General features: G+C 71.3%; 17 protein-coding genes and 1 pseudogene. 8 read left to right on the top strand and 10 right to left on the bottom strand.

The features are described 5' to 3' along the window. Window positions 1-665, bottom strand: a pseudogene (locus Q1N79_RS05080) (hypothetical protein); the annotation flags it as partial. A gap of 451 nt (window positions 666-1116) precedes the next feature. Then, window positions 1117-1497 (bottom strand): DUF488 domain-containing protein, encoded by a 381-nt coding sequence (locus tag Q1N79_RS05075; RefSeq protein WP_300605074.1) that lies wholly within the window; start codon window positions 1495-1497, stop codon window positions 1117-1119. A gap of 122 nt (window positions 1498-1619) precedes the next feature. Between Q1N79_RS05075 and Q1N79_RS05070 the strand changes: the two genes are divergently transcribed. Genes Q1N79_RS05070 through Q1N79_RS05055 form a run of 4 tightly spaced genes read left to right on the top strand, consistent with a single transcriptional unit; the run spans window position 1620 to window position 4788 of the window. Further along, a complete protein-coding gene (locus Q1N79_RS05070) occupies window positions 1620-1952 on the top strand; it encodes a hypothetical protein (protein WP_300605072.1) in 333 nt (110 codons plus the stop codon). Window positions 1953-1995: 43 nt separating this feature from the next. Continuing rightward, window positions 1996-2412 carry a hypothetical protein gene (locus Q1N79_RS05065; protein WP_300605070.1) on the top strand — a complete coding sequence of 139 codons (417 nt, stop codon included), beginning with the start codon at window positions 1996-1998 and terminating at the stop codon, window positions 2410-2412. A 49-nt stretch (window positions 2413-2461) separates the two neighbouring features. Further along, window positions 2462-2941 (top strand): MarR family transcriptional regulator, encoded by a 480-nt coding sequence (locus Q1N79_RS05060; protein ID WP_300605068.1) that lies wholly within the window; start codon window positions 2462-2464, stop codon window positions 2939-2941. After that, entirely contained in the window at window positions 2938-4788 is a 1851-nt protein-coding gene (locus Q1N79_RS05055) for a chloride channel protein (protein ID WP_300605066.1), read from the top strand. The genes Q1N79_RS05060 and Q1N79_RS05055 overlap by 4 nt, the downstream gene beginning before the upstream one ends. On the opposite strand, the gene Q1N79_RS05050 is transcribed toward Q1N79_RS05055, so the two are convergent. Next, window positions 4785-5702, bottom strand: a complete 918-nt coding sequence (locus Q1N79_RS05050) for an SDR family oxidoreductase (protein ID WP_300605064.1) — start codon at window positions 5700-5702, stop codon at window positions 4785-4787. The genes Q1N79_RS05055 and Q1N79_RS05050 overlap by 4 nt on opposite strands. A gap of 3 nt (window positions 5703-5705) precedes the next feature. Continuing rightward, the gene (locus tag Q1N79_RS05045; RefSeq protein WP_300605078.1) at window positions 5706-6635 is read right to left on the bottom strand and encodes an NADP-dependent oxidoreductase; all 930 of its coding nucleotides are present in this window, start codon (window positions 6633-6635) and stop codon (window positions 5706-5708) included. A 142-nt stretch (window positions 6636-6777) separates the two neighbouring features. Between Q1N79_RS05045 and Q1N79_RS05040 the strand changes: the two genes are divergently transcribed. After that, a complete protein-coding gene (locus Q1N79_RS05040; protein ID WP_300605062.1) occupies window positions 6778-7644 on the top strand; it encodes a TIGR03560 family F420-dependent LLM class oxidoreductase in 867 nt (288 codons plus the stop codon). Here the strand turns inward: Q1N79_RS05040 and Q1N79_RS05035 are convergent, their stop codons facing one another. Together Q1N79_RS05035 and Q1N79_RS05030 are read right to left on the bottom strand one after the other, a co-directional pair. Beyond that, on the bottom strand, window positions 7645-9282 hold the full coding sequence (locus Q1N79_RS05035) for an AMP-binding protein (RefSeq protein ID WP_300605060.1): 1638 nt from the start codon (window positions 9280-9282) through the stop codon (window positions 7645-7647). It lies immediately after the preceding gene. A gap of 64 nt (window positions 9283-9346) precedes the next feature. Beyond that, window positions 9347-10126, bottom strand: coding sequence for a class I SAM-dependent methyltransferase (locus Q1N79_RS05030; RefSeq protein WP_300605058.1), 780 nt, complete (start codon window positions 10124-10126; stop codon window positions 9347-9349). Between the two features lie 287 nt (window positions 10127-10413). Here Q1N79_RS05030 and Q1N79_RS05025 point away from each other — a divergent pair, with 287 nt between their 5' ends. Together Q1N79_RS05025 and Q1N79_RS05020 are read left to right on the top strand one after the other, a co-directional pair. Beyond that, window positions 10414-11073 carry a hypothetical protein gene (locus Q1N79_RS05025; RefSeq protein WP_300605056.1) on the top strand — a complete coding sequence of 220 codons (660 nt, stop codon included), beginning with the start codon at window positions 10414-10416 and terminating at the stop codon, window positions 11071-11073. Window positions 11074-11151: 78 nt separating this feature from the next. Then, complete coding sequence (locus tag Q1N79_RS05020) at window positions 11152-11562, top strand: hypothetical protein (protein ID WP_300605054.1); 411 nt, start codon at window positions 11152-11154, stop codon at window positions 11560-11562. 120 nt (window positions 11563-11682) lie between these two features. Here the strand turns inward: Q1N79_RS05020 and prcB are convergent, their stop codons facing one another. Beyond that, window positions 11683-12516 (bottom strand): proteasome subunit beta, encoded by an 834-nt coding sequence (gene prcB, locus Q1N79_RS05015; protein WP_300605076.1) that lies wholly within the window; start codon window positions 12514-12516, stop codon window positions 11683-11685. A gap of 497 nt (window positions 12517-13013) precedes the next feature. Continuing rightward, a complete protein-coding gene (locus Q1N79_RS05010; RefSeq protein WP_300605052.1) occupies window positions 13014-13844 on the bottom strand; it encodes an aldo/keto reductase in 831 nt (276 codons plus the stop codon). A 98-nt stretch (window positions 13845-13942) separates the two neighbouring features. Here Q1N79_RS05010 and Q1N79_RS05005 point away from each other — a divergent pair, with 98 nt between their 5' ends. Continuing rightward, complete coding sequence (locus Q1N79_RS05005) at window positions 13943-14434, top strand: hypothetical protein (protein ID WP_300605051.1); 492 nt, start codon at window positions 13943-13945, stop codon at window positions 14432-14434. Here the strand turns inward: Q1N79_RS05005 and Q1N79_RS05000 are convergent. Together Q1N79_RS05000 and Q1N79_RS04995 are read right to left on the bottom strand one after the other, a co-directional pair. Then, window positions 14418-15542: a HAMP domain-containing sensor histidine kinase gene (locus Q1N79_RS05000; RefSeq protein ID WP_300605049.1), complete on the bottom strand. Its 1125-nt coding sequence runs from the start codon at window positions 15540-15542 to the stop codon at window positions 14418-14420. The two genes, Q1N79_RS05005 and Q1N79_RS05000, sit on opposite strands and share 17 nt — an antisense overlap. Window positions 15543-15779: 237 nt before the next feature. Then, window positions 15780-16946, bottom strand: a 1167-nt coding sequence (locus Q1N79_RS04995; protein ID WP_300605047.1) for an aldehyde dehydrogenase family protein, incomplete at its 5' end; no start/stop codon positions are given.

Here is a 16946-nt window from a genome sequence, read left to right as displayed (position 1 = left end):
CCGCTGCCCGCGCCGCCGCCGCCGCCGTTGTGGCCGGCGTCAACGGTGGCCCCGCTGCTCCCCCCGGGCCCGCCGTGGTTGATGTCCGACGTGAAGCCGCGCCCGCCCGCCCCGCCGCCACCGCCGGCGATGACCACCGTGGTGGCCGTGCAGCCGACGCAGCCGGCGATCCCGAGGCTGGTCGCCCCGCCGCCGCCCGCTCCGTCGACGGTGACGTACCCGTGCGCGCCACCGCCTCGGCCGCCGTTCCCTGTCGGTCCCCAGCCGCCAGGGCCGGGGTTGAGGTTGGAGTCGGCGTTGCCGCCGTAGCCGCCCACCTGGATGACGAGGACCTGGCCTGGCTGCACCGCGATCGTCCCGGACACCTGGGCGCCGTCCCCGCCCGTCGTGGCGAATGGCTTCCCGGGGCCCGTGGCGGTCTTCCCGCCCGCCGCGCCGATCACGCGCACGATGGCGCCGCTGGCCCCCGCGGGAACGGTCGTGTACTGGGCCACCGCCCCGACGTAGCCGAACACCTCGGTCAGCGGCGCCGCGGGAAACGGCCGTGCCCCGGTGTGGGTCGAGGCCGAGGCCGGCCCGGACAGCCCGAGCACCGTCGCGGCGACGGCGGTCCCGCCAGCCAGCGCCACGCGTCGCGTCATCTTCCCGCAGACCACAATCGTCACGAATGATTCTTGGCGCATCACAGTCCCCCTCTGTGCACACCCGTGATACCCGTGAGGGATCGGCTCACACTCAGGTTCTGGGCGGGCCTTCTCCCTGCCGTCCCACAAGTCCCACAGGTGTGACTTTGCACACTCTGTGACCATTTCCGGGGCGCTATGCCCGATTTGTCCATGCAAGAAGTGTGCCAAGTGGACGCCAGTTGCGGTTATGACCACGGATACCAAGCCAGGGCCGAGTGTGATCGGCCACCCGCCTTCCAGGCACACCGTTTCTAACCATTCTCTCTGTTATAAACCAAGCGCATGGATGCAGAGCGCATCCGCACGCCGACGGGGGAGCGGTCGCTCGGGCGCAGCCGCGCCCACGTGGGCGGTACCGCCTGCCTGACGGTCCGCTGAAGGCGATCAGCGTTCGTTGCCGTCGCGGCGACGGTGCTCCGCCGCTGGCTCGCTACGCCTGCGCAGGAGGCCGGGAGTTCTGCTCGGCAAGCAACTCCGCGAGCACGGCGGCCTGGCTGATGCCGGGCTCCCTGGTCGCGGTCAGCAGCGTCACCGGCCCGTCCGCTGCCAGCGCGCGGAGCCGGTCGACGGCCGCCCGCGGGCCGGGCATCTCCAGTTCGGCGCGATAACGACGGCGGAACTCGCCGAACTTCGCCGGATCATGCCGGTACCAGGTCCGCAGCTGCGCGGACGGCGCGACGTCCTTCGCCCACTCATCCAGGCGCGCCGCCTCCTTGCGCAGTCCCCGCGGCCATACCCGGTCCACGAGCACGCGAGCGCCGTCTGCTGGGGACGGGGCGTCGTAGACGCGGCGGACCTGAACGACGTACAACGCAACGCCTCCTCCGCGTTCCCGCCAGGACATCAGTATCGGCGGCCCGCCGGCGGCGGGCGCACCGCAAGCAGGGCCTACAGTAGCTATATTATTAATCAAGTCATTTGTATAAAACTGACGTGGACGTGGGCGAGGGCGTGGGTGCGGGAGTGGGCGGGAGCGCGTGCGGGAGTAGCGGGTGCGGGAAACGGAAGCGGGAGCACGTGCGGGAGGAGCAGGTGACGGACAGGACACCGCCGCTGGCGGAGGACAGGGAACCGCCGCTGGCGGAGGAAGCCACGCTGGGCAGCGAGCATCCCGCGCGGAACGCACTCTCCCCGGAGCCAGCGCCCGAGGAGGGCGGCGACCCGGTCTGCTGGGCTCATCTGGTCTGCCTCGAATGCGGCGCCGTCATCCGCGAGGGGCACCGCGCTGGCTGCCAGTCCGCGCAGGACGGACCGGTACCGCAGTAACGGCGCTTCGCGTGAGCACGGATGTGACGGGCAGGACAGCCCCGTGACCGCCGCCGCCACGGGCGCGGTGTTCACCTGGCTCGGCATGGTCACCGCCATCTCCTTCCTGGAAACGCCCCTGAAGTTCCGCGCGCCCGGGGTCACCGTGCGGATCGGGCTAGGCATCGGCCGTCTCGTCTTCCGCGCACTCAACACGGCCGAGGCCATCCTCGGGGCGGTGCTGGTGGTCGCCGCGGTCACGCAGCCCCCGCCGCCGCGCGTGATCGCAGCCGGCGCGGTGGCGATCACGACCCTGCTGGTTCAGGTCGCAGTCGTGCGGCCATGGCTGACCCGCCGATCGGATCGCGTCCTCGCCGGCGAGGACCTCCCGCGCTCGCCCGGGCATTACGCGTACGTCGGGCTCGAACTCATCAAGGTCACCGCACTCCTGGTCACGGGCGTGCTGCTCCTCGCACGGTAGCGATAGGACTTGCTCACGCTAAGCCTTGATATATGCAATACTTTTATATGTGAACGATATTGCGATCCCGGGCGAGCCCGCGACCGTGGCGGCGCTCGAGCTGATGACGCGGGCGCTCGTCGGGCTGACACTGCACAGCCTGCGGGTGCTTGACGGCGAGGTGAGCCTGCCGCAATTCCGGCTGCTGCTCGTGCTCTCCGGCCTCGGCCGGGTGCCGTCGTCGCGGTTGGCGGCCGAACTCGGCATGACCGCGTCGTCGGTGACGCGGCTCGCCGACCGGATGGAGGCGGCCGGACTGCTGGCCCGCGGTACCGATCCGCGGAGCAGGTCGATCGTGACCGTCGAGGTGACCGAGGCTGGCGTGGACCTGGTCGCGCGGGTGGTCGAGCGGCGCCACGTCCTGCTCGCGGCCGTGCTGAACCGGATGGACCCCGCCGAACGCCAGGCCGCCGCCCGGCTCGCCCGCCGTTTCGCGGAGCTGGCGGGCGACGCGGCGGCGCTCGGCGTCACAGGTCCGCTGCCGCTGTGACCGCGCCGCCGGCTGTTCAGCCCGGCCCGGAGCAGCCGGGCCGCGAGCAGCCGGGCCCCGGGCAGCCGGGCCGCGATCCGGGTCAGCCAGGACGCGATCCGGGTCAGCCACGACGGGTCAAGGACGGTCCCGGTCAGCGCGGCCCGGTCAAGGACGGTCCTGTCCGGCCGGGGGGGCGGCCCAGGCGCGCGGAGCATCTCGGCGACTTCACGCTCCGCCCGCGGACGCTGCTGATCACCGCGATCGCGCTGCCGCTCGGGGGCGTGAGCGCCGTCGCCGCGTACTGCCTGCTGCGGCTGATCGGCCTCATCACCAACGCGGTGTTCTACCAGCGGCTGTCGGTGGCGCTGACCGCGCCTGGCGCGGGGCGTCATCCCGCATGGCTGATCCTGCTCGCGCCGGTCGCGGGCGGGCTCGTGGTGGGGCTGATGGCACGTTTCGGCAGCGAGAAGATCCGCGGCCACGGCATGCCTGAGGCGATCGAGGCGATCCTCACCGGCGGCAGCCGGGTCTCGCCCCGGGTGGCGGTGCTCAAGCCGGTCTCCGCGGCGATCTCGATCGGGACCGGCGGGCCGTTCGGCGCCGAGGGGCCGATCATCATGACCGGCGGCGCGGTCGGCTCGATCGTGGCGCAGTTCCTGCACCTGTCCGCGGACGAGCGAAAGACGCTGCTCGTGGCAGGCGCGGTGGGCGGGATGGCGGCCACGTTCAACGCACCGCTGGCCTCGGTGCTGCTGGCGGTCGAACTGCTGCTGTTCGAATGGCGGCCGCGCAGCCTGATCCCCGTGGCCGCGTCGGTGACGGTCGCCACGATCTGCCGCTGGCCGCTGCTGGGCGATCACGCCATCTTCCCCGTGACCGCGGCCGCGCAGCCGGGGGCGGGCGCGATAGCGCTCACGCTCGTGCCTGGCCTGACCGGGGGGCTGCTCGCGGTCGGCGCCACGGCGCTCGTCTACCGGTCCGAGGACGCCTTCGGGCGGCTGCCTGTGCACTGGATGTGGTGGCCCGCGATCGGCGGGCTCATCATCGGGCTCGGCGGGCTCGTCGAGCCGCGGGCGCTCGGCGTCGGCTACGACGTGATCGACCAGCTGCTGGCCGGGCGCGCCGGGCTGTCGCTGATCGTCGGCATCCTCGTCGTCAAGACGCTGATCTGGTCGCTGTCGCTCGGCTCGGGAACCTCGGGCGGCGTGCTCGCGCCTGTGTTCATGATCGGGGGCGCGCTCGGCGCGCTCGAGGGACACGTGCTGCCAGATGTGTTCGCCGGTTTCTGGGCGATGGCCGGCCTGGCCGCTGTTGTCGGCGGGGTGCTGCGCTCGCCGCTGACCGGCGTCGTGTTCACGATGGAGCTCACCCATGCCTGGAACACGCTGCTGGCCCTGCTCGTCGCGTCGGTCAGCGCGTACGCGCTGTCGGCGCTGGTGCTGAAGCGCTCGGTGCTGACCGAGAAGATCGCCCGCCGCGGCCTGCACCTGACCCGCGAGTATTCGGCCGACCCGCTCGAGCTGTGCTTCACCCGGGAGGTGATGACGCCCGCGGCGGCGGCCGGAGCCGCCGGGCTCATCGTCCACGCCGACAGCACGCTGCGCGAGGTGGCCAACGCGTTCGCCAGGCACGACGTCACCCGCGCCGCCGTCGTCGACCGGGCCCACGACGGCCGGGTCGTGGGTGTGATCACCCTGGACCAGCTTCTGCACGCCACCCGCCGCGACATCGCCGAGGACGAGCACAGGGAGCGGTTCCTGCACCCGCCGGCGCTGCGCCTGCCGGCGCTGCGGCGGCGGGCCCGCCGGGCCGGTCCCGCCGGGCAGGATCGCCCCGATTCAGGCACCGGGATTGACCTGCCCTAGCGGAAGTGCCGGTCGAGCTCGCTGGCGTACGTGCGGCCAAGCTCCGCGCCGTGCGCCGCGATCCAGTCGGTGAGCACGGTCTGCCCGGCCGGCGGCGCGCTGGAATCGGCCAGGCCCGCCGCCATCGCCCGGTATTCCTCGCCGGTGAGCAGGACGTCGCGCAGCACGGCGCCAAGCGCCGTGGACAGCGGGGGGATCAGCCAGCCGGGCGCGGGCACGACGAGCGCGCGGCTGCCGGTGGCGGCCCTGATGGCCATGACCAGCTCCCGGAACGTCACGGACTGCGGGCCCACCGCGTCGACCGTGACGCCGCCGGCGAGGTCCCGGCCGCCGAGGTCCACGCACAGCCGGGCCAGGTCGTCGACGTGGATCGGGCGGATCCGGTAGTCGCCGCGGCCGCCGGTCGCGAACACCGGCAGGCGGCGCAGCAGCCACGCGATGTTGTTGAGCAGGACGCCGTCCCCGCCGAACAAGATCGCGGGCCGCGCGATCGCATGCGGGATGCCCGTCGCCCGAAGGTACCCCTCGACCTCGCCCTTGCCGCGGAAGTAGGGGTACGGGGAGGCGGGGTCGGCGTGCGTGATCGACACGTGCACGATCCGCTGGATGCCCGCGCCGGCCGCCGTGGCGAACAGCACCCTGCTGTTCGCCACGGCCGTCTCGTGCGTGACCGCGCCATGGGCGAACCGCACCCAGTAGGTGCAGTAGAGGGTGTGCGCGCCGGCCAGGTCGCGGGCCAGGCCGGCGGGGTCGGCGAAATCCAGCGGGCGCACGTCGATCCCGGTCCCGGCCGGGGCGCGGCCCGGATGCCCGGTCAGCGTGCGCACCCGGTGCCCGGCCGCGAGCAGCTCGCGGGCGATGGCAGCGCCCGAGTAGCCGAACGCGCCGGTCACCACGTCGGTCTGGGCCGGCATCGCTCAGGCCATCGTCAGGACAAGCTTTCCTGCCACGTGCCCGGTGTCGCCGAGCTCGTGTGCCTTGGCCGCGTCGGCCATCGGGAACGCCGCGGCAATGACCGGGCGGAGCTGGCCGGCGGTCACCAGGTCCGCGATCGCGGTCATCCCGCCGTGGTCGTACTCGACCAGCATGCCCTGGGCGCGGACGCCGAGGCGCGCCGCCTCCGCCGGGATGTCGGGGGCGAACGGCAGCAGGCTGACCAGCACGCCGCCCGGGCGCAGCGTGCGCAGCGACCGGGCCGAGTAGTCCCCAGAGATCGGGTCGAGCACCACGTCGATGTCGCCAACAGCGGTGGCGAAGTCCGTCACGTGGTAGTCGATCATCTCGTCGGCGCCCAGGCCGCGGACCAGCTCATGGTGGCCGGCGCTCGCGGTGCCGATCACGTACGCGCCCCGCGCCTTGGCGATCTGCACCGCCAGATGGCCGACTCCCCCGGCCGCCGCGTGGATCAGCACCCGCTGCCCGGCCGACACGTGCGCGGTGTCGGCCAGCGCCTGCCACGCGGTGAGACCGGCGAGCGGCAGCGCCCCGGCCTGCACGTGGTCGAGGCTGGCGGGCTTGAGGGCGAACGCGCGGGCGGGACCGGTGACGTATTCGGCGTGCGAGCCCACGCCGTGCGGGTAGGGCAGCATGCCGAACACCTCGTCGCCCGGCTTGACGATCGTGACGCCGTACCCGGTCGCTTCCACCACCCCGGACACGTCCCAGCCGAGCGTGAACGGCGGCGGGCCGAGGAAGACGCTGTGTGCCCGGTGCTTCCAGTCGGTCGGGTTGAGCCCCGCCGCGTGCACCCGCACCAGGATCTGGCTGAGGCCGGGTTCCGGCCGCGCCACCTCGACGTCGTGCAGTACCTCAGGACCGCCGAGGACCTCCTGGCGGATCGCGCGCATCGTTGTCATGCCCCAAGCCTGCCCTGCCCCGGCCCCGCAGACAACGGGGCCGGTGAGAGACGGAAGGGTTCGTTCGGGAAAATAATGAATTTAATAGTCCGAACGGACAGTGGCGCCTCTCGCGCGGCGAAGGAGACCTCCGATGGCCTTGTTCAGGCGTGGCATTCACTTCGGCTCCTACGGGAGCGTCGACGACGGGCCGGCGGTGTTCGACCGGCTGGCCAAGGCCGTCGAGATCGCGGAGGCGTCCGGGTTCGACGCGATCTCGGTGCCGGACCACCTGCAGCAGAACCAGGTGGGCGGCGGGCCTGACTCCCCCATGTTCGAGGCGTACACCCTGCTCGGGGCGCTCGCGATGCGGACCTCATCGCCCCGGCTGCTCGCGCTGGTCAGCCCGGTCACGCTGCGCAGCCCCGCGCTGCTCGCCAAGTGCGTGACCAGCGTCGACGTGCTCTCGCACGGCCGGGCCGTGCTCGGCGTCGGCGCCGGGTGGGACGCCGCCGAGCACGCGGCGTACGGGCTCGCCTTTCCCGGCACCGGCGAGCGGATGGACCGGCTTGACGAGGAGCTCGCGGTCTGCCGCGCGCTGCTGCGCGGGCCGCGCGCGACTTTCGACGGCAGCTTTTACGCCGTCCGCGACGCGCCGAACTCGCCGCGGCCGGTCGCCGGGACGATCCCCGTGCTGGTCGCCGGGGGCGGGGAGCGCCGCACGCTCGACATCGCGGCGCGGTACGGGGACGCCTGCAACGTGTTCGGCGGCGACCCCGCGATCGTGCGGCACAAGTTCGACGTGCTCGAGCGGCACTGCGAGCGGGCCGGGCGCGACCCGGCCGAGATCACCAAGACCGTGTTCGTGTTCCGCACCGACGACCTGGCCGAGTTCGCGGCGGGGGCGCGCGGCAGCGCGGCGGCCGACGCCGACGGCCTGATCGTGGTCGGGCCGGAGGACCCGGGCAGGATCCCGGCGATCGGCGCGGTGCTCGCCGAGGTGTTCCCTGACGTGACGTGACTACGGCGCGGCAGGACTGCCGCGGGCGATGCGCTTCACCTCGGCGGCCTCGAGCTTGCCCGTGGGTGTCCTGGGCAGCCGGGGAAGCAGCACGATCGCGCGCGGCACCTTGTACCCGGCCAGCGTGCGCCTGACCGCCTTTTGCAGTTCCTCGCTGGTCAGCGTGCCGCTCGCGGTGGCCACCACGGCCACCACGCGTTCGCCCCATGTCTCGTCGGGGACGCCGACGACCGCGGCGTCGGTGACCTCGGGGTGCGCGAGCAGGACGTCCTCGACCTCTTGCGGGTGGACCTTCTCACCGCCCGTGTTGATGACGCCCGACCCCCGGCCGAGAAACCGGATGGCACCGTCTGGCTCCACCTCGACCAGATCGCCCGGCATGGAGTAGCGGACCCCGTCGAAGGTCCTGAACGTGGCCGTGGTCTTAGCGCCGTCCTTGTAGTAGCCGAGCGGTATCGGCCCGCTGAACGCGAGGACGCCGACCGCGCCGCTGCCGGGGGGAACCGGCTCGCCGTCAAGCGTGAAGACCCGCGCGGCGGGCACGGGGAAGAACCTGGCAGGCAGGTCATCGACCGACGAGGTGACGGCCAGGGCGAACGGGCCTCCTTCGCTCGAGGCGAGGGCATCGGTGATCGTGACGCTGGCCCGTTCGTGCAGGGCGTGCTTCAGCCGGTCGCTGAACGCGGTTCCCGAGCTGATGACGGAGTTCAGCGCGCCGAGATCATGCGGCCGCCCGGCCTGCTCGGCTGCTATCAGCTCGTCAGTCAGCGGCTGGCACACCGCGTTGCCTGCCACCACGAGCGTGCGGACGCGCTGGCGGGCGACCGTTTCCCAGACATGCCGCGCGTCGAGCGGGCCGGGGCGGGTGGTGACGACGCGGCCGCCGGCCACCAGCGTGCCCATCGCGTTGAACAGCCCGGTCGCGTGCATGAGCGGGACGACAGGCAGCACCACAGGCGCCCGGCCCGCGGCCCGCAGGCTCGCGGCGATCAGGGCCGCTTCGCGGGGCGTGGCGGGCGGCTCAGGCACTCCCAGCCGCCGGTAGAGGGCGGGCGACATCGAGCCCATCAGTTCGGCCAGCCGCCACATCACGCCCTTGGGCCGGCCTGTCGTGCCGCCCGTGTACATGAACAGCTGGTCAGAACCAGGGCGGGGCTCGGCAGGCCGGGGGCTGGCCGCGGCGATCACGTCCTCGAGCCCGGGCAGCTCCGGGCCTGGCGCCCCGGGCGTGCCTGCCGGTGCGGGCCCTGCGCGGACGAGCAGGCGCAGCCCGGGCAGGTTGGCGGCGGCATGCGTGACGTTGGCGGTCAGTTCCCCGCTGAAGACCAGGGCCGCCGTGTCGGCGTCCGCGAGCAGCGCCGAAAGCTCGTCGCTTGTGTACCGGTAGTTGGCGTTGACGGGCACCGCGCCGATCTTGAACGCGGCGAACACCGTCTCCAGATAGGCCGCCCCGTTGTACAGGTAGCAGGCCACCTTGTCGCCGGGCCCGACTCCCGCGTCCGCCAGGGCGGAGGCCAGCCGCGCGGCGCGTTCCTCGAATTCGGCGTACGTGTGGTCCCGCCCGGGCTCGGAGATCGCGACCGCGTCCCGCAGGGTGCCGGCGACAGCTTCCCAGACCGTGCCGAAGGAAGCGTCCACCCGATGAGCTATATGCTGGCCGGCGCCCTTGAGTCAAGCCTGCCCGCGGTCCCGGCGGGCAAGGCTATGGCGAGACGGCGGTCTTGCGCAGCAGGAAGAACACGCTTGGCCCGAAGTACAGCCTGCCTAGCGGCCGCTGTGCCACCTTCTCGACCGCGAGCAAGGCGGACTGCGGAAGTGCCGCCTTGGCGAGCGGGTGCCGCAGGTTGGAGACGGAAAGCACCTGGTGGACCCGCAGGCCGACGGCCGCGAGCTGGCTGGTGACCGTGCGCGGGTGGTGGTTGACGTACGGGGCGGTGCCGCGCCGCCTGGAGTCGTCCGAGCGGATGTCGACGGGTGCTCGTGAGGCGCGCCGGCCGTGCAGGAAGCCGTCCACGCGGCGGCCCATGTGCACGGAGTTGGCGACCTCGATGACCGCGTAGCCGTCCGGCCGCAGTATCCGGGAAAGCTCGGCGAACTCGGGCTCGGGATCGGGCAGGTGATGCAAGACCCGGATCAGCGTGGCCAGGTCGACGCTGTGATCGGGGAATTGCAGGTGCATGGCGTCCGCGAGCAGCCGCTCGAAACGCGAGCCAGGAAAAATCTGCGCAGAAAGGTCGAGCTGCTGCCTGCTCGGGTCGGCGAGGGTGACCCGGTCGGCAAATTCACTCAGGATCGCGCTCAGCCGGCCGTAGCCGCCGCCGATGTCGACCGCGTGGCAAAACCTGTGCCCGCGCAGCAGCCGCCGCAAGGCGATGACTTCGGCCTGGTGCTCGTAGTCGCGGCCGACCCAGAATTCGGCGTAGTTGAAAGCCGGATCGTTGTAAAAGTCGCTCCGCCGGACCTTTGCCGTGCCTGCTGACATCGTGCCCCCGTGATGTTCCCGCTGCCGCGAATTTACCCGGGAAGTTAGCGGTCCACCCGCTGCCGAGTCAATTACCTGGCATAATTTTTTTCCGCGGCAAACGATTGGCGAATGGCGGGCAATTGCGCTGCGGGCAGGCAATTGTCCGGTGCGCGGCAATTGCCGCGCACCGGACAATTGCCGAGTGCGAGGAAAATTATCCGGCCGGGGGTTGTCGGGGCGTTTGACCTGGGTAGGTAGCCAACCACATCCTCAGCGCGGGACTCAACCACGACAATGGGGGCTACATGCATTACAAACTCGACATTCTGGCAGAGAAAGGATATGTCATCCTCAGCGATTACGGCGGGACGCCCATCCCGCCGGCCGAGTGGGAATCGCTTGAGTACTTGGACTGGAAAAGCGGCGGCGACACGAACTTCGCGCCGCTGGCCTCGGCGACCGGTGAGATGGACTGCCGCGGCTTCTGGGACCACGGCAAGCCGGACAAGTTCGGGCTGTGGACGTCCAACAGCGAGATCGCGCCGACCCTGGTCCGCTACATCGGGGGGGTCGCGGGCAACTATGGCCGGGTCCGCGTCATCAAGCTCAACCCAAGCGACGAGCCGACGGCGCTGCGCCAGCTGCACAGGGACGACAACAACCGGCTCAACCCTGACGGGACCGGCTGGGTGGTCCGGTCCTGGCTGGAGCTGGACAACGCGCCGGGCCAGTCGGTGTTCATCCTGCGCGAGGACAAGGACGATCCCGCCACGGAGACGCGCATCAGGCTGCATCCGGGGCGGCAGCTGGTCATCGACACCGAGCGCCTGTGGCACGTGGTCTGGCACCCGGGGCCGCGGCCGCGCTACGCGCTTATCGCCTCGTGGGAAAGCGACAAGGTGCTCGACGACTGGATCAGGCGGCAGGTCCCCAGCCAGCGCCAGCTGCTCGGCGCGGGCGGCTAGCCCGCATTTCTTATCGCCTTATTACCGCGCCAGCCGCGGCCTTACGCGATGCCCTGACCGCGGTCGATGCTAGTGCTCATGAAGCACTGGTTCTTCTGTCCCTGGCCGTCGGCCGGCGGCGGCCCGGATGCTGAGCTGGCGGAGGGAGAAGGCCCGCTGCCCGCGGCCAGCCGGGCCTGCTGCTGCGCGGCCAGCCCGCTGGTGCGGGTCGTCATGCCGCCGACGCCTGACCGCCCGCGCCCGGTGGACCTGCTGCTGTGCGGTCACCACTACCGGGCCAGCCATGCTGCCCTGCAGGAAGCAGGCGCCGCCGCCTACAACAAGGACGGCGCGCTGATCCTGGCCGCCGCCCGCGAACTGCCGAGCGCCAGGGAACTGGAAACCGGGCCGCTGGCGCGCCTGGCGCGGTTATCCCCGGGGGGCGACCCCCCGGAACCCCCCGGCTGCGCCTTAACGGCGCACCTGCTCCGGGGGACCGCGGCCCGATAGCGCCGCCTGCCCAGGGGGGCGACCCCCCGGAACCCCCCGGCCGCGCCTTGACGGCGCACGTGCTCCGGGGGGACTGCGGCCCGATAGCGCCGCCTGGCCGGGGGTCTGCGGCGCGGTGCGTCACGATTGAGGCAACCTGCGGCCGATGACAGCGGCCTTCGGGCCGTCCGGTGAGCGCAGGCGCTCCTGGACCACCATGCGCGCGTACTCCTCGGACTCCCCGTCAGGCACCCAGGCGAAGCCGTCCCCGGTCACCGTAGCGGCGACGGGGAAGATCTGCCGGGTAAGGTCCGGGCCACCGGTCGCCGAGTCATCGTCGGCTGCGTCATACAACGCCTGCACGCAGGCCAGCACCGCATCACCGGCCGACATGTTCTCGGCGTAGAGCTTCTTCAGTGAGCCCCTCGCGAATACCGATCCCGAGCCGATGGCGTAGAACTGGCGCTCCTCGGCAGGGCCGCCTGCCACGTCGTAGCTGAATATCCGGCCGATCCCGGCGTCCTCGTCATAGCCGGCGAACAACGGCACCACCGCCAGCCCCTGCATCGCCGCGCCGAGATTCCCCCTGATCATCGTCGCCAGCCGGTTGGCTTTGCCCACGAGGCCCAGCGGCTGTCCCTCCATCTTCTCGTAATGCTCGAGTTCGACCTGGAACAACCGCATCATCTCGACAGCAAGGCTCCACGCCCCCGCCACTCCGGCCGCCGAGTACTCATCGGTACGGAACACCTTCCGGACATCGCGCTTGGAGATCATGCCGGCCATCGTCGCGCGCCGGTCTCCGGCTAGGACCACTCCCCCGGCGAACGTGGCCGCGACGATTGTGGTGCCGTGCTCCAGCTCAGGAACCGTCCTGCCGCCAGCACCGGGATCTTCTCGCACGAGGCCGCGCTGCAGCAGGTCCGGGGCGGATGACGCGAGGAACTCGGTGAAGGAGGATGTCCGCGCCGCCATGAATGCCCCGGGCAGGCGCCGATCGCGGTCCAAGTAGGGGTCCACGCTTACTCCCTGCCATGAGTACGGTCTCGGACCGACTCTACTGTGACCGGAGGCGGCCGCGGCACGGGCAGCCGTGCGGTTTCCCTGGCGTCACCCGAGTCCCGCAAGTGCCACTTTGGACACTCTGTGCATGGACAAATCGCCCATAATGGGCGACGAAATGGTCACAGAGTGTGCAAAGTCGGTCCCCAGGCCCCAAAGAGTGTGCAAAGTGGCACGCCCGGGGCCAGTGTGACCAAAGCCGCGGCGAGAGGCGACGGCCGGGGCTGGAGGCCCGCCTGGCGGGCGTCTGGGCCGCTGGCGCAGCCGACCCGAACGAACCGGGCCATTGGCGCAGCCGGCCCGAACGAACCGGGCCATTGGCGCAGCTGGCCCGATCGAGCCGGGCCGCTGGCGCAGCTGGCCCGGTATCTGGGCGGTCTAAATGGCCGGCGCGGGGAGGGCGGTTCCGCTCACCACCAGCCTCGTTCCAGTGCGCGGTCGGTGCCTCGTGTCCGGTCGAGTGCGTCGAGCTCGGCCATGTCCGCGCCGGAGAGGGTGAAGTCGAAGATCTGCGCGTTCTCGGCGATCCGCTCCCGGTGGGTCGACTTGGGGATGACCGGGATGCCGTGCTGCAGGCACCAGCGCAGCAGCACGTGCGCCGGCGTGCGGCCGGCACGCTGCGCGACCCGGCGCACGGTCGCGTCCGACAGGTGCCGGCCGGTGCCAAGCGGGCTGTAGGCCTCGACCGCGACATTCAGCCGCTCGCACGCCGCGAGCAGCGCGCGCCGGTCCTCGAACGGGCTGAACTGCACCTGGTTCACGGCCGGGACCACGGTGCCCGCCGTGGCCACCTTGTCGAGGTCGGCGGCGCTGAAGTTCGACACGCCGATCGAGCGGGTCAGCCCGCGCTCGCGGGCGCGCTCCATCCCCGGCCAGGCCCACGTCGGCCCGCGCTGCGGCCAGTGGATGAGGTAGAGGTCCACCTGGTCGACGCCGAGCCGCCGCAGGCTCTGCTCGGCCTCGGCGACCGGATCGCGGTGACCGGGGTAGAACTTCGTGGTGATGAACACGTCCTCGCGCGGCACGCCGCTGTCCCGCAGCGCCCGGCCGACGCTCTCCTCGTTGCCGTACGCCTGGGCGGTGTCGATGTGCCGGTACCCCAGCTCAAGCGCCCAGCGCACGGCGTTCACGCACACCGGCCCGTTGGGCACCTGCCAGACCCCGAGGCCTAGCATCGGAAGCTGATTGCCGTCCGCGAGGACGCGGGCCCGCCCGTCCGCCGTGACTGCGCCGACCGTCATGCCTGGCTCCCCTTCGTTAGGCGGTTTCTCCTAGCATTCCACGTCATGCCAGCGGCGAGCCCCGGGCCGGGGCGGCATCGTGCTGCGAGGATTGGGGCATGGTGGCTTACCTGCCGGGGATGTGGCACGACTTCGCGGTCACCGTCGCCAGCCTCGCCGGGGCGCTGACCGGCCTGCTGTTCGTCGCCGTGTCGATCAAGAGCGATGCGCTGGCCGCCTCCCGCGGGCTCGCGTCCCGCGCCGCGCAGACGCTCGTGCTGTTCATGACCTCGGCGATCGCCGCGGTCCTGCTGGTGACGCCACAGCCGCGGCCGGCCATCGGCGCGGAACTGCTCGCGCTGTCGGCGGTGTCGGGTGCTGCCCTGTTCACCTTCGACCGGCGCGCCGGTCACGCTCCGCAAAGCCGACTCGAGCGTTACCTCGAGGTGGCCTCGCCCAACCTGATCACCGACGTGCTCGTCGGCGTCGCCGGGCTCACCCTCCTCCTGCAGGCGGGCGGGGGCCTGTACTGGATGATCCCGGCGGTGCTCGCCAGCCTCACAAGCGGCGTGGTCAACGCGTGGCTGTTCCTGCTCAAGATGCCTGGCTGACGTGCTCGTTCGCCGCTGCGGGCCCCGCGGGTATCAGCAGCTCGAACGTCGAGCCGCGGCCGACAGTGCTGTGCACCCGGACCGAGCCGTGGTGGGCTTCCGCGATCGCCGCCGCGATCGGCAGCCCGAGCCCGAACCCGCCGGCCTCGCGGCTGCGGAAGGGCTTCGCGCGGGCGAAGCGGCCGAAGATCCGGTCCAGGTCCGCTTCCGGGATGCCGCAGCCGGAGTCCGCCACGGCCAGGACCGCGTTCCCGTCCTCGATGCGGGCGCTGAGCTCGATGCTGTCGTCGGTCTCGGTGTGCGCGATGGCGTTCTCAAGCAGCGCGTCAAGCGCCACCGCCAGGCGGTCGCGGTCGCCCTGGATGGTCGTCTCGGCCACCTCGCCCAGCCGCCACTTGCGCGGCGTGTACGCCCAGCGGTCCAGCGTGTCGATCACGACCGAGTCGACGCCGACCGGCGCCAGGTCAAGGAAGTCCGGGTTTCCCGCCGAGGCGAGCAGCAGCAGCCGGCTCGACAGCCTGCGCAGCCGGCCCAGCTCGCCGACGACCACCCGCGCGTCCTCGGCGACCGCCTTGTCGGTGGCGGCCTGCTCGATGAGCTCCGCGTGCCCGAGCGCCACCGTGATCGGCGTGCCGAGCTCGTGCGAGGCATCGAGCAGGAACGTGTGCTGCTGCTCCATCAGCCGCAGGTTCTCGCGGGAGACGCGCTGCACCTCTTCCATCGCCGCCAGCCGTTCCTCAAGCGCGGCCTGCCGCCGTCGGCCCTGCCAGACCATCGCCAGGAACATCACCGCGACCAGCGGGACCTCGACCAGGTAGTCCCCGCCCTGCACGCCGGACACGACCTGCTCCCCGATGATCCCGCCGGTCGCCAGCGTCACCAGGGCCACCGTCAGCATGGCGGGCTGCCACCGCCACATCCGGAACCCGTAGACAATCGTCAGGCTCACCCAGATGACCAGGAAGGGGATCGTCGACCAGTTCCCCATCGCCTGCATCCCGGCCAGGTTTATCGCGACGAACACCACCCAGGCGATGTCGATCCACGACGACCGCGCCCACCGCAGCACGCGGTTGCCCCCGGCCTCCGGGACACGCCGTTCCCGCATTGATCCGCCTTCCCACCGCGCACGCCACCGGCGCTGGCCACGCTTGACTGCCTGGCTACACGGTAGGGGTTCGGCGGTGCCGAAACCAGAAACTCGGCGCGAAATGGGCGGAACTCTGCGCGGTGCCGCGGTCGCCGCGCAGCTAGCCGGACTTCGGGCAGGCCGCCCGGCGACCTGACCGGGCAACCGCGGCGGGAACGGTTGCCCGGGAGAGTCGCCAGGGCTCGTTCGGGATAACTAAAGGAGCGTGGTTACGGCCTTGACCTCCGTGTAGGCCTCGAGCACCTCGTGCCCCATCTCACGGCCCCAGCCGGACTGCTTGTAGCCGCCGAACGGCAGCGAGGCGTCGAAGACGTTGTAGCAGTTGATCCACACCGTGCCGGCGCGCAGCTTCTTGGCCAGGGCGTGGGCCTTGGAGATGTCACGGGTCCAGATGCCGGCTCCGAGGCCGTAGCTGGTGTCGTTCGCCTGGGCGGCGATCTCGTCGAGGTTGCTGAACTTCTCTGCGACGACGACGGGGCCGAAGATCTCCTCGCGGACGACCTTCATGTCCGGGCGGGTGTTGGTCAGCACGGTTGGCTCCACGAAATAGCCGCGGTCGCCATACCGGCCGCCGCCGGCCAGCGCGGTGGCGCCGTCGGCCCTCCCGGATTCCAGGAACCCGGTAACGCGGCGGAACTGCTCGTCGGACACCAGGGGGCCCATCTGCGTGCTGGGGTCAAGCCCGGAGCCGATCTTGATGGACTTGGCGATCTCGGCGACGCCGTCGACGACCTCGTCGTACCTGGACTCCTGGACGAACAGCCGCGAGCCCGCCACGCAGCACTGACCGTGGTTGAAGAAGATGGCGTTGGCCGCGCCCTCGATGGCGCTGTCTTCGGCGTCGTCGAAGACGATGTTGGGGCTCTTGCCGCCGAGCTCGAGCGTCAGCTTCTTGAGGTTGCCGGCAGCGGCCTGGACGATGAGCTTGCCCACCTCGGTCGAGCCGGTGAAGGCGACCTTGTCCACGTCCTCATGAGCGGCAAGCGCCGCCCCGGCCGTCTCGCCAAACCCGGGGACGACGTTGACGACCCCATCGGGTACACCGGCCTCAGCAATGAGCTCGGCCAGCCGCAGCGCGGTGAGTGGTGTCTGCTCGGCCGGCTTCAGTACGACAGTGCAGCCGGTGGCCAGGGCGGGGCCGAGCTTCCACGCCGCCATCAGCAGCGGGAAGTTCCACGGGATGATCTGCCCGACAACCCCGATGGGCTCGCGCAGCGTGTAGGAGTGGAAGTTGGCGCCGGGCATGTAGGGCACCGAGATGTTGATGGTGTTGCCCTCGATCTTGGTGGCCCAGCCCGCCATGTAGTGGAACAGGTCTGCGGCGAGCGGCACGTCGGCGGCCTGCGCCACCAGGTACGGCTT

It is taken from the genome of Trebonia sp. (assembly GCF_030042015.1).
Lineage (GTDB): Bacteria > Actinomycetota > Actinomycetes > Streptosporangiales > Streptosporangiaceae > Trebonia.
This window is presented reverse-complemented; position numbering and strand designations above follow the sequence as displayed.

Excerpts from the sequence above, each read along its gene's own strand:
- Q1N79_RS05050 (WP_300605064.1), bottom strand. The coding sequence starts at position 5,702 with ATGCCGGCCCAGACCGACGTGGTGACCGGCGCGTTCGGCTACTCGGGC.
- Q1N79_RS05045 (WP_300605078.1), bottom strand. The coding sequence starts at position 6,635 with ATGCGCGCGATCCGCCAGGAGGTCCTCGGCGGTCCTGAGGTACTGCAC.
- Q1N79_RS05040 (WP_300605062.1), top strand. The coding sequence starts at position 6,778 with ATGGCCTTGTTCAGGCGTGGCATTCACTTCGGCTCCTACGGGAGCGTC.
- Q1N79_RS05030 (WP_300605058.1), bottom strand. The coding sequence starts at position 10,126 with ATGTCAGCAGGCACGGCAAAGGTCCGGCGGAGCGACTTTTACAACGAT.
- Q1N79_RS05025 (WP_300605056.1), top strand. The coding sequence starts at position 10,414 with ATGCATTACAAACTCGACATTCTGGCAGAGAAAGGATATGTCATCCTC.
- Q1N79_RS05020 (WP_300605054.1), top strand. The coding sequence starts at position 11,152 with ATGAAGCACTGGTTCTTCTGTCCCTGGCCGTCGGCCGGCGGCGGCCCG.
- prcB (WP_300605076.1), bottom strand. The coding sequence starts at position 12,516 with ATGGCGGCGCGGACATCCTCCTTCACCGAGTTCCTCGCGTCATCCGCC.
- Q1N79_RS05010 (WP_300605052.1), bottom strand. The coding sequence starts at position 13,844 with ATGACGGTCGGCGCAGTCACGGCGGACGGGCGGGCCCGCGTCCTCGCG.
- Q1N79_RS05005 (WP_300605051.1), top strand. The coding sequence starts at position 13,943 with ATGGTGGCTTACCTGCCGGGGATGTGGCACGACTTCGCGGTCACCGTC.
- Q1N79_RS05000 (WP_300605049.1), bottom strand. The coding sequence starts at position 15,542 with ATGCGGGAACGGCGTGTCCCGGAGGCCGGGGGCAACCGCGTGCTGCGG.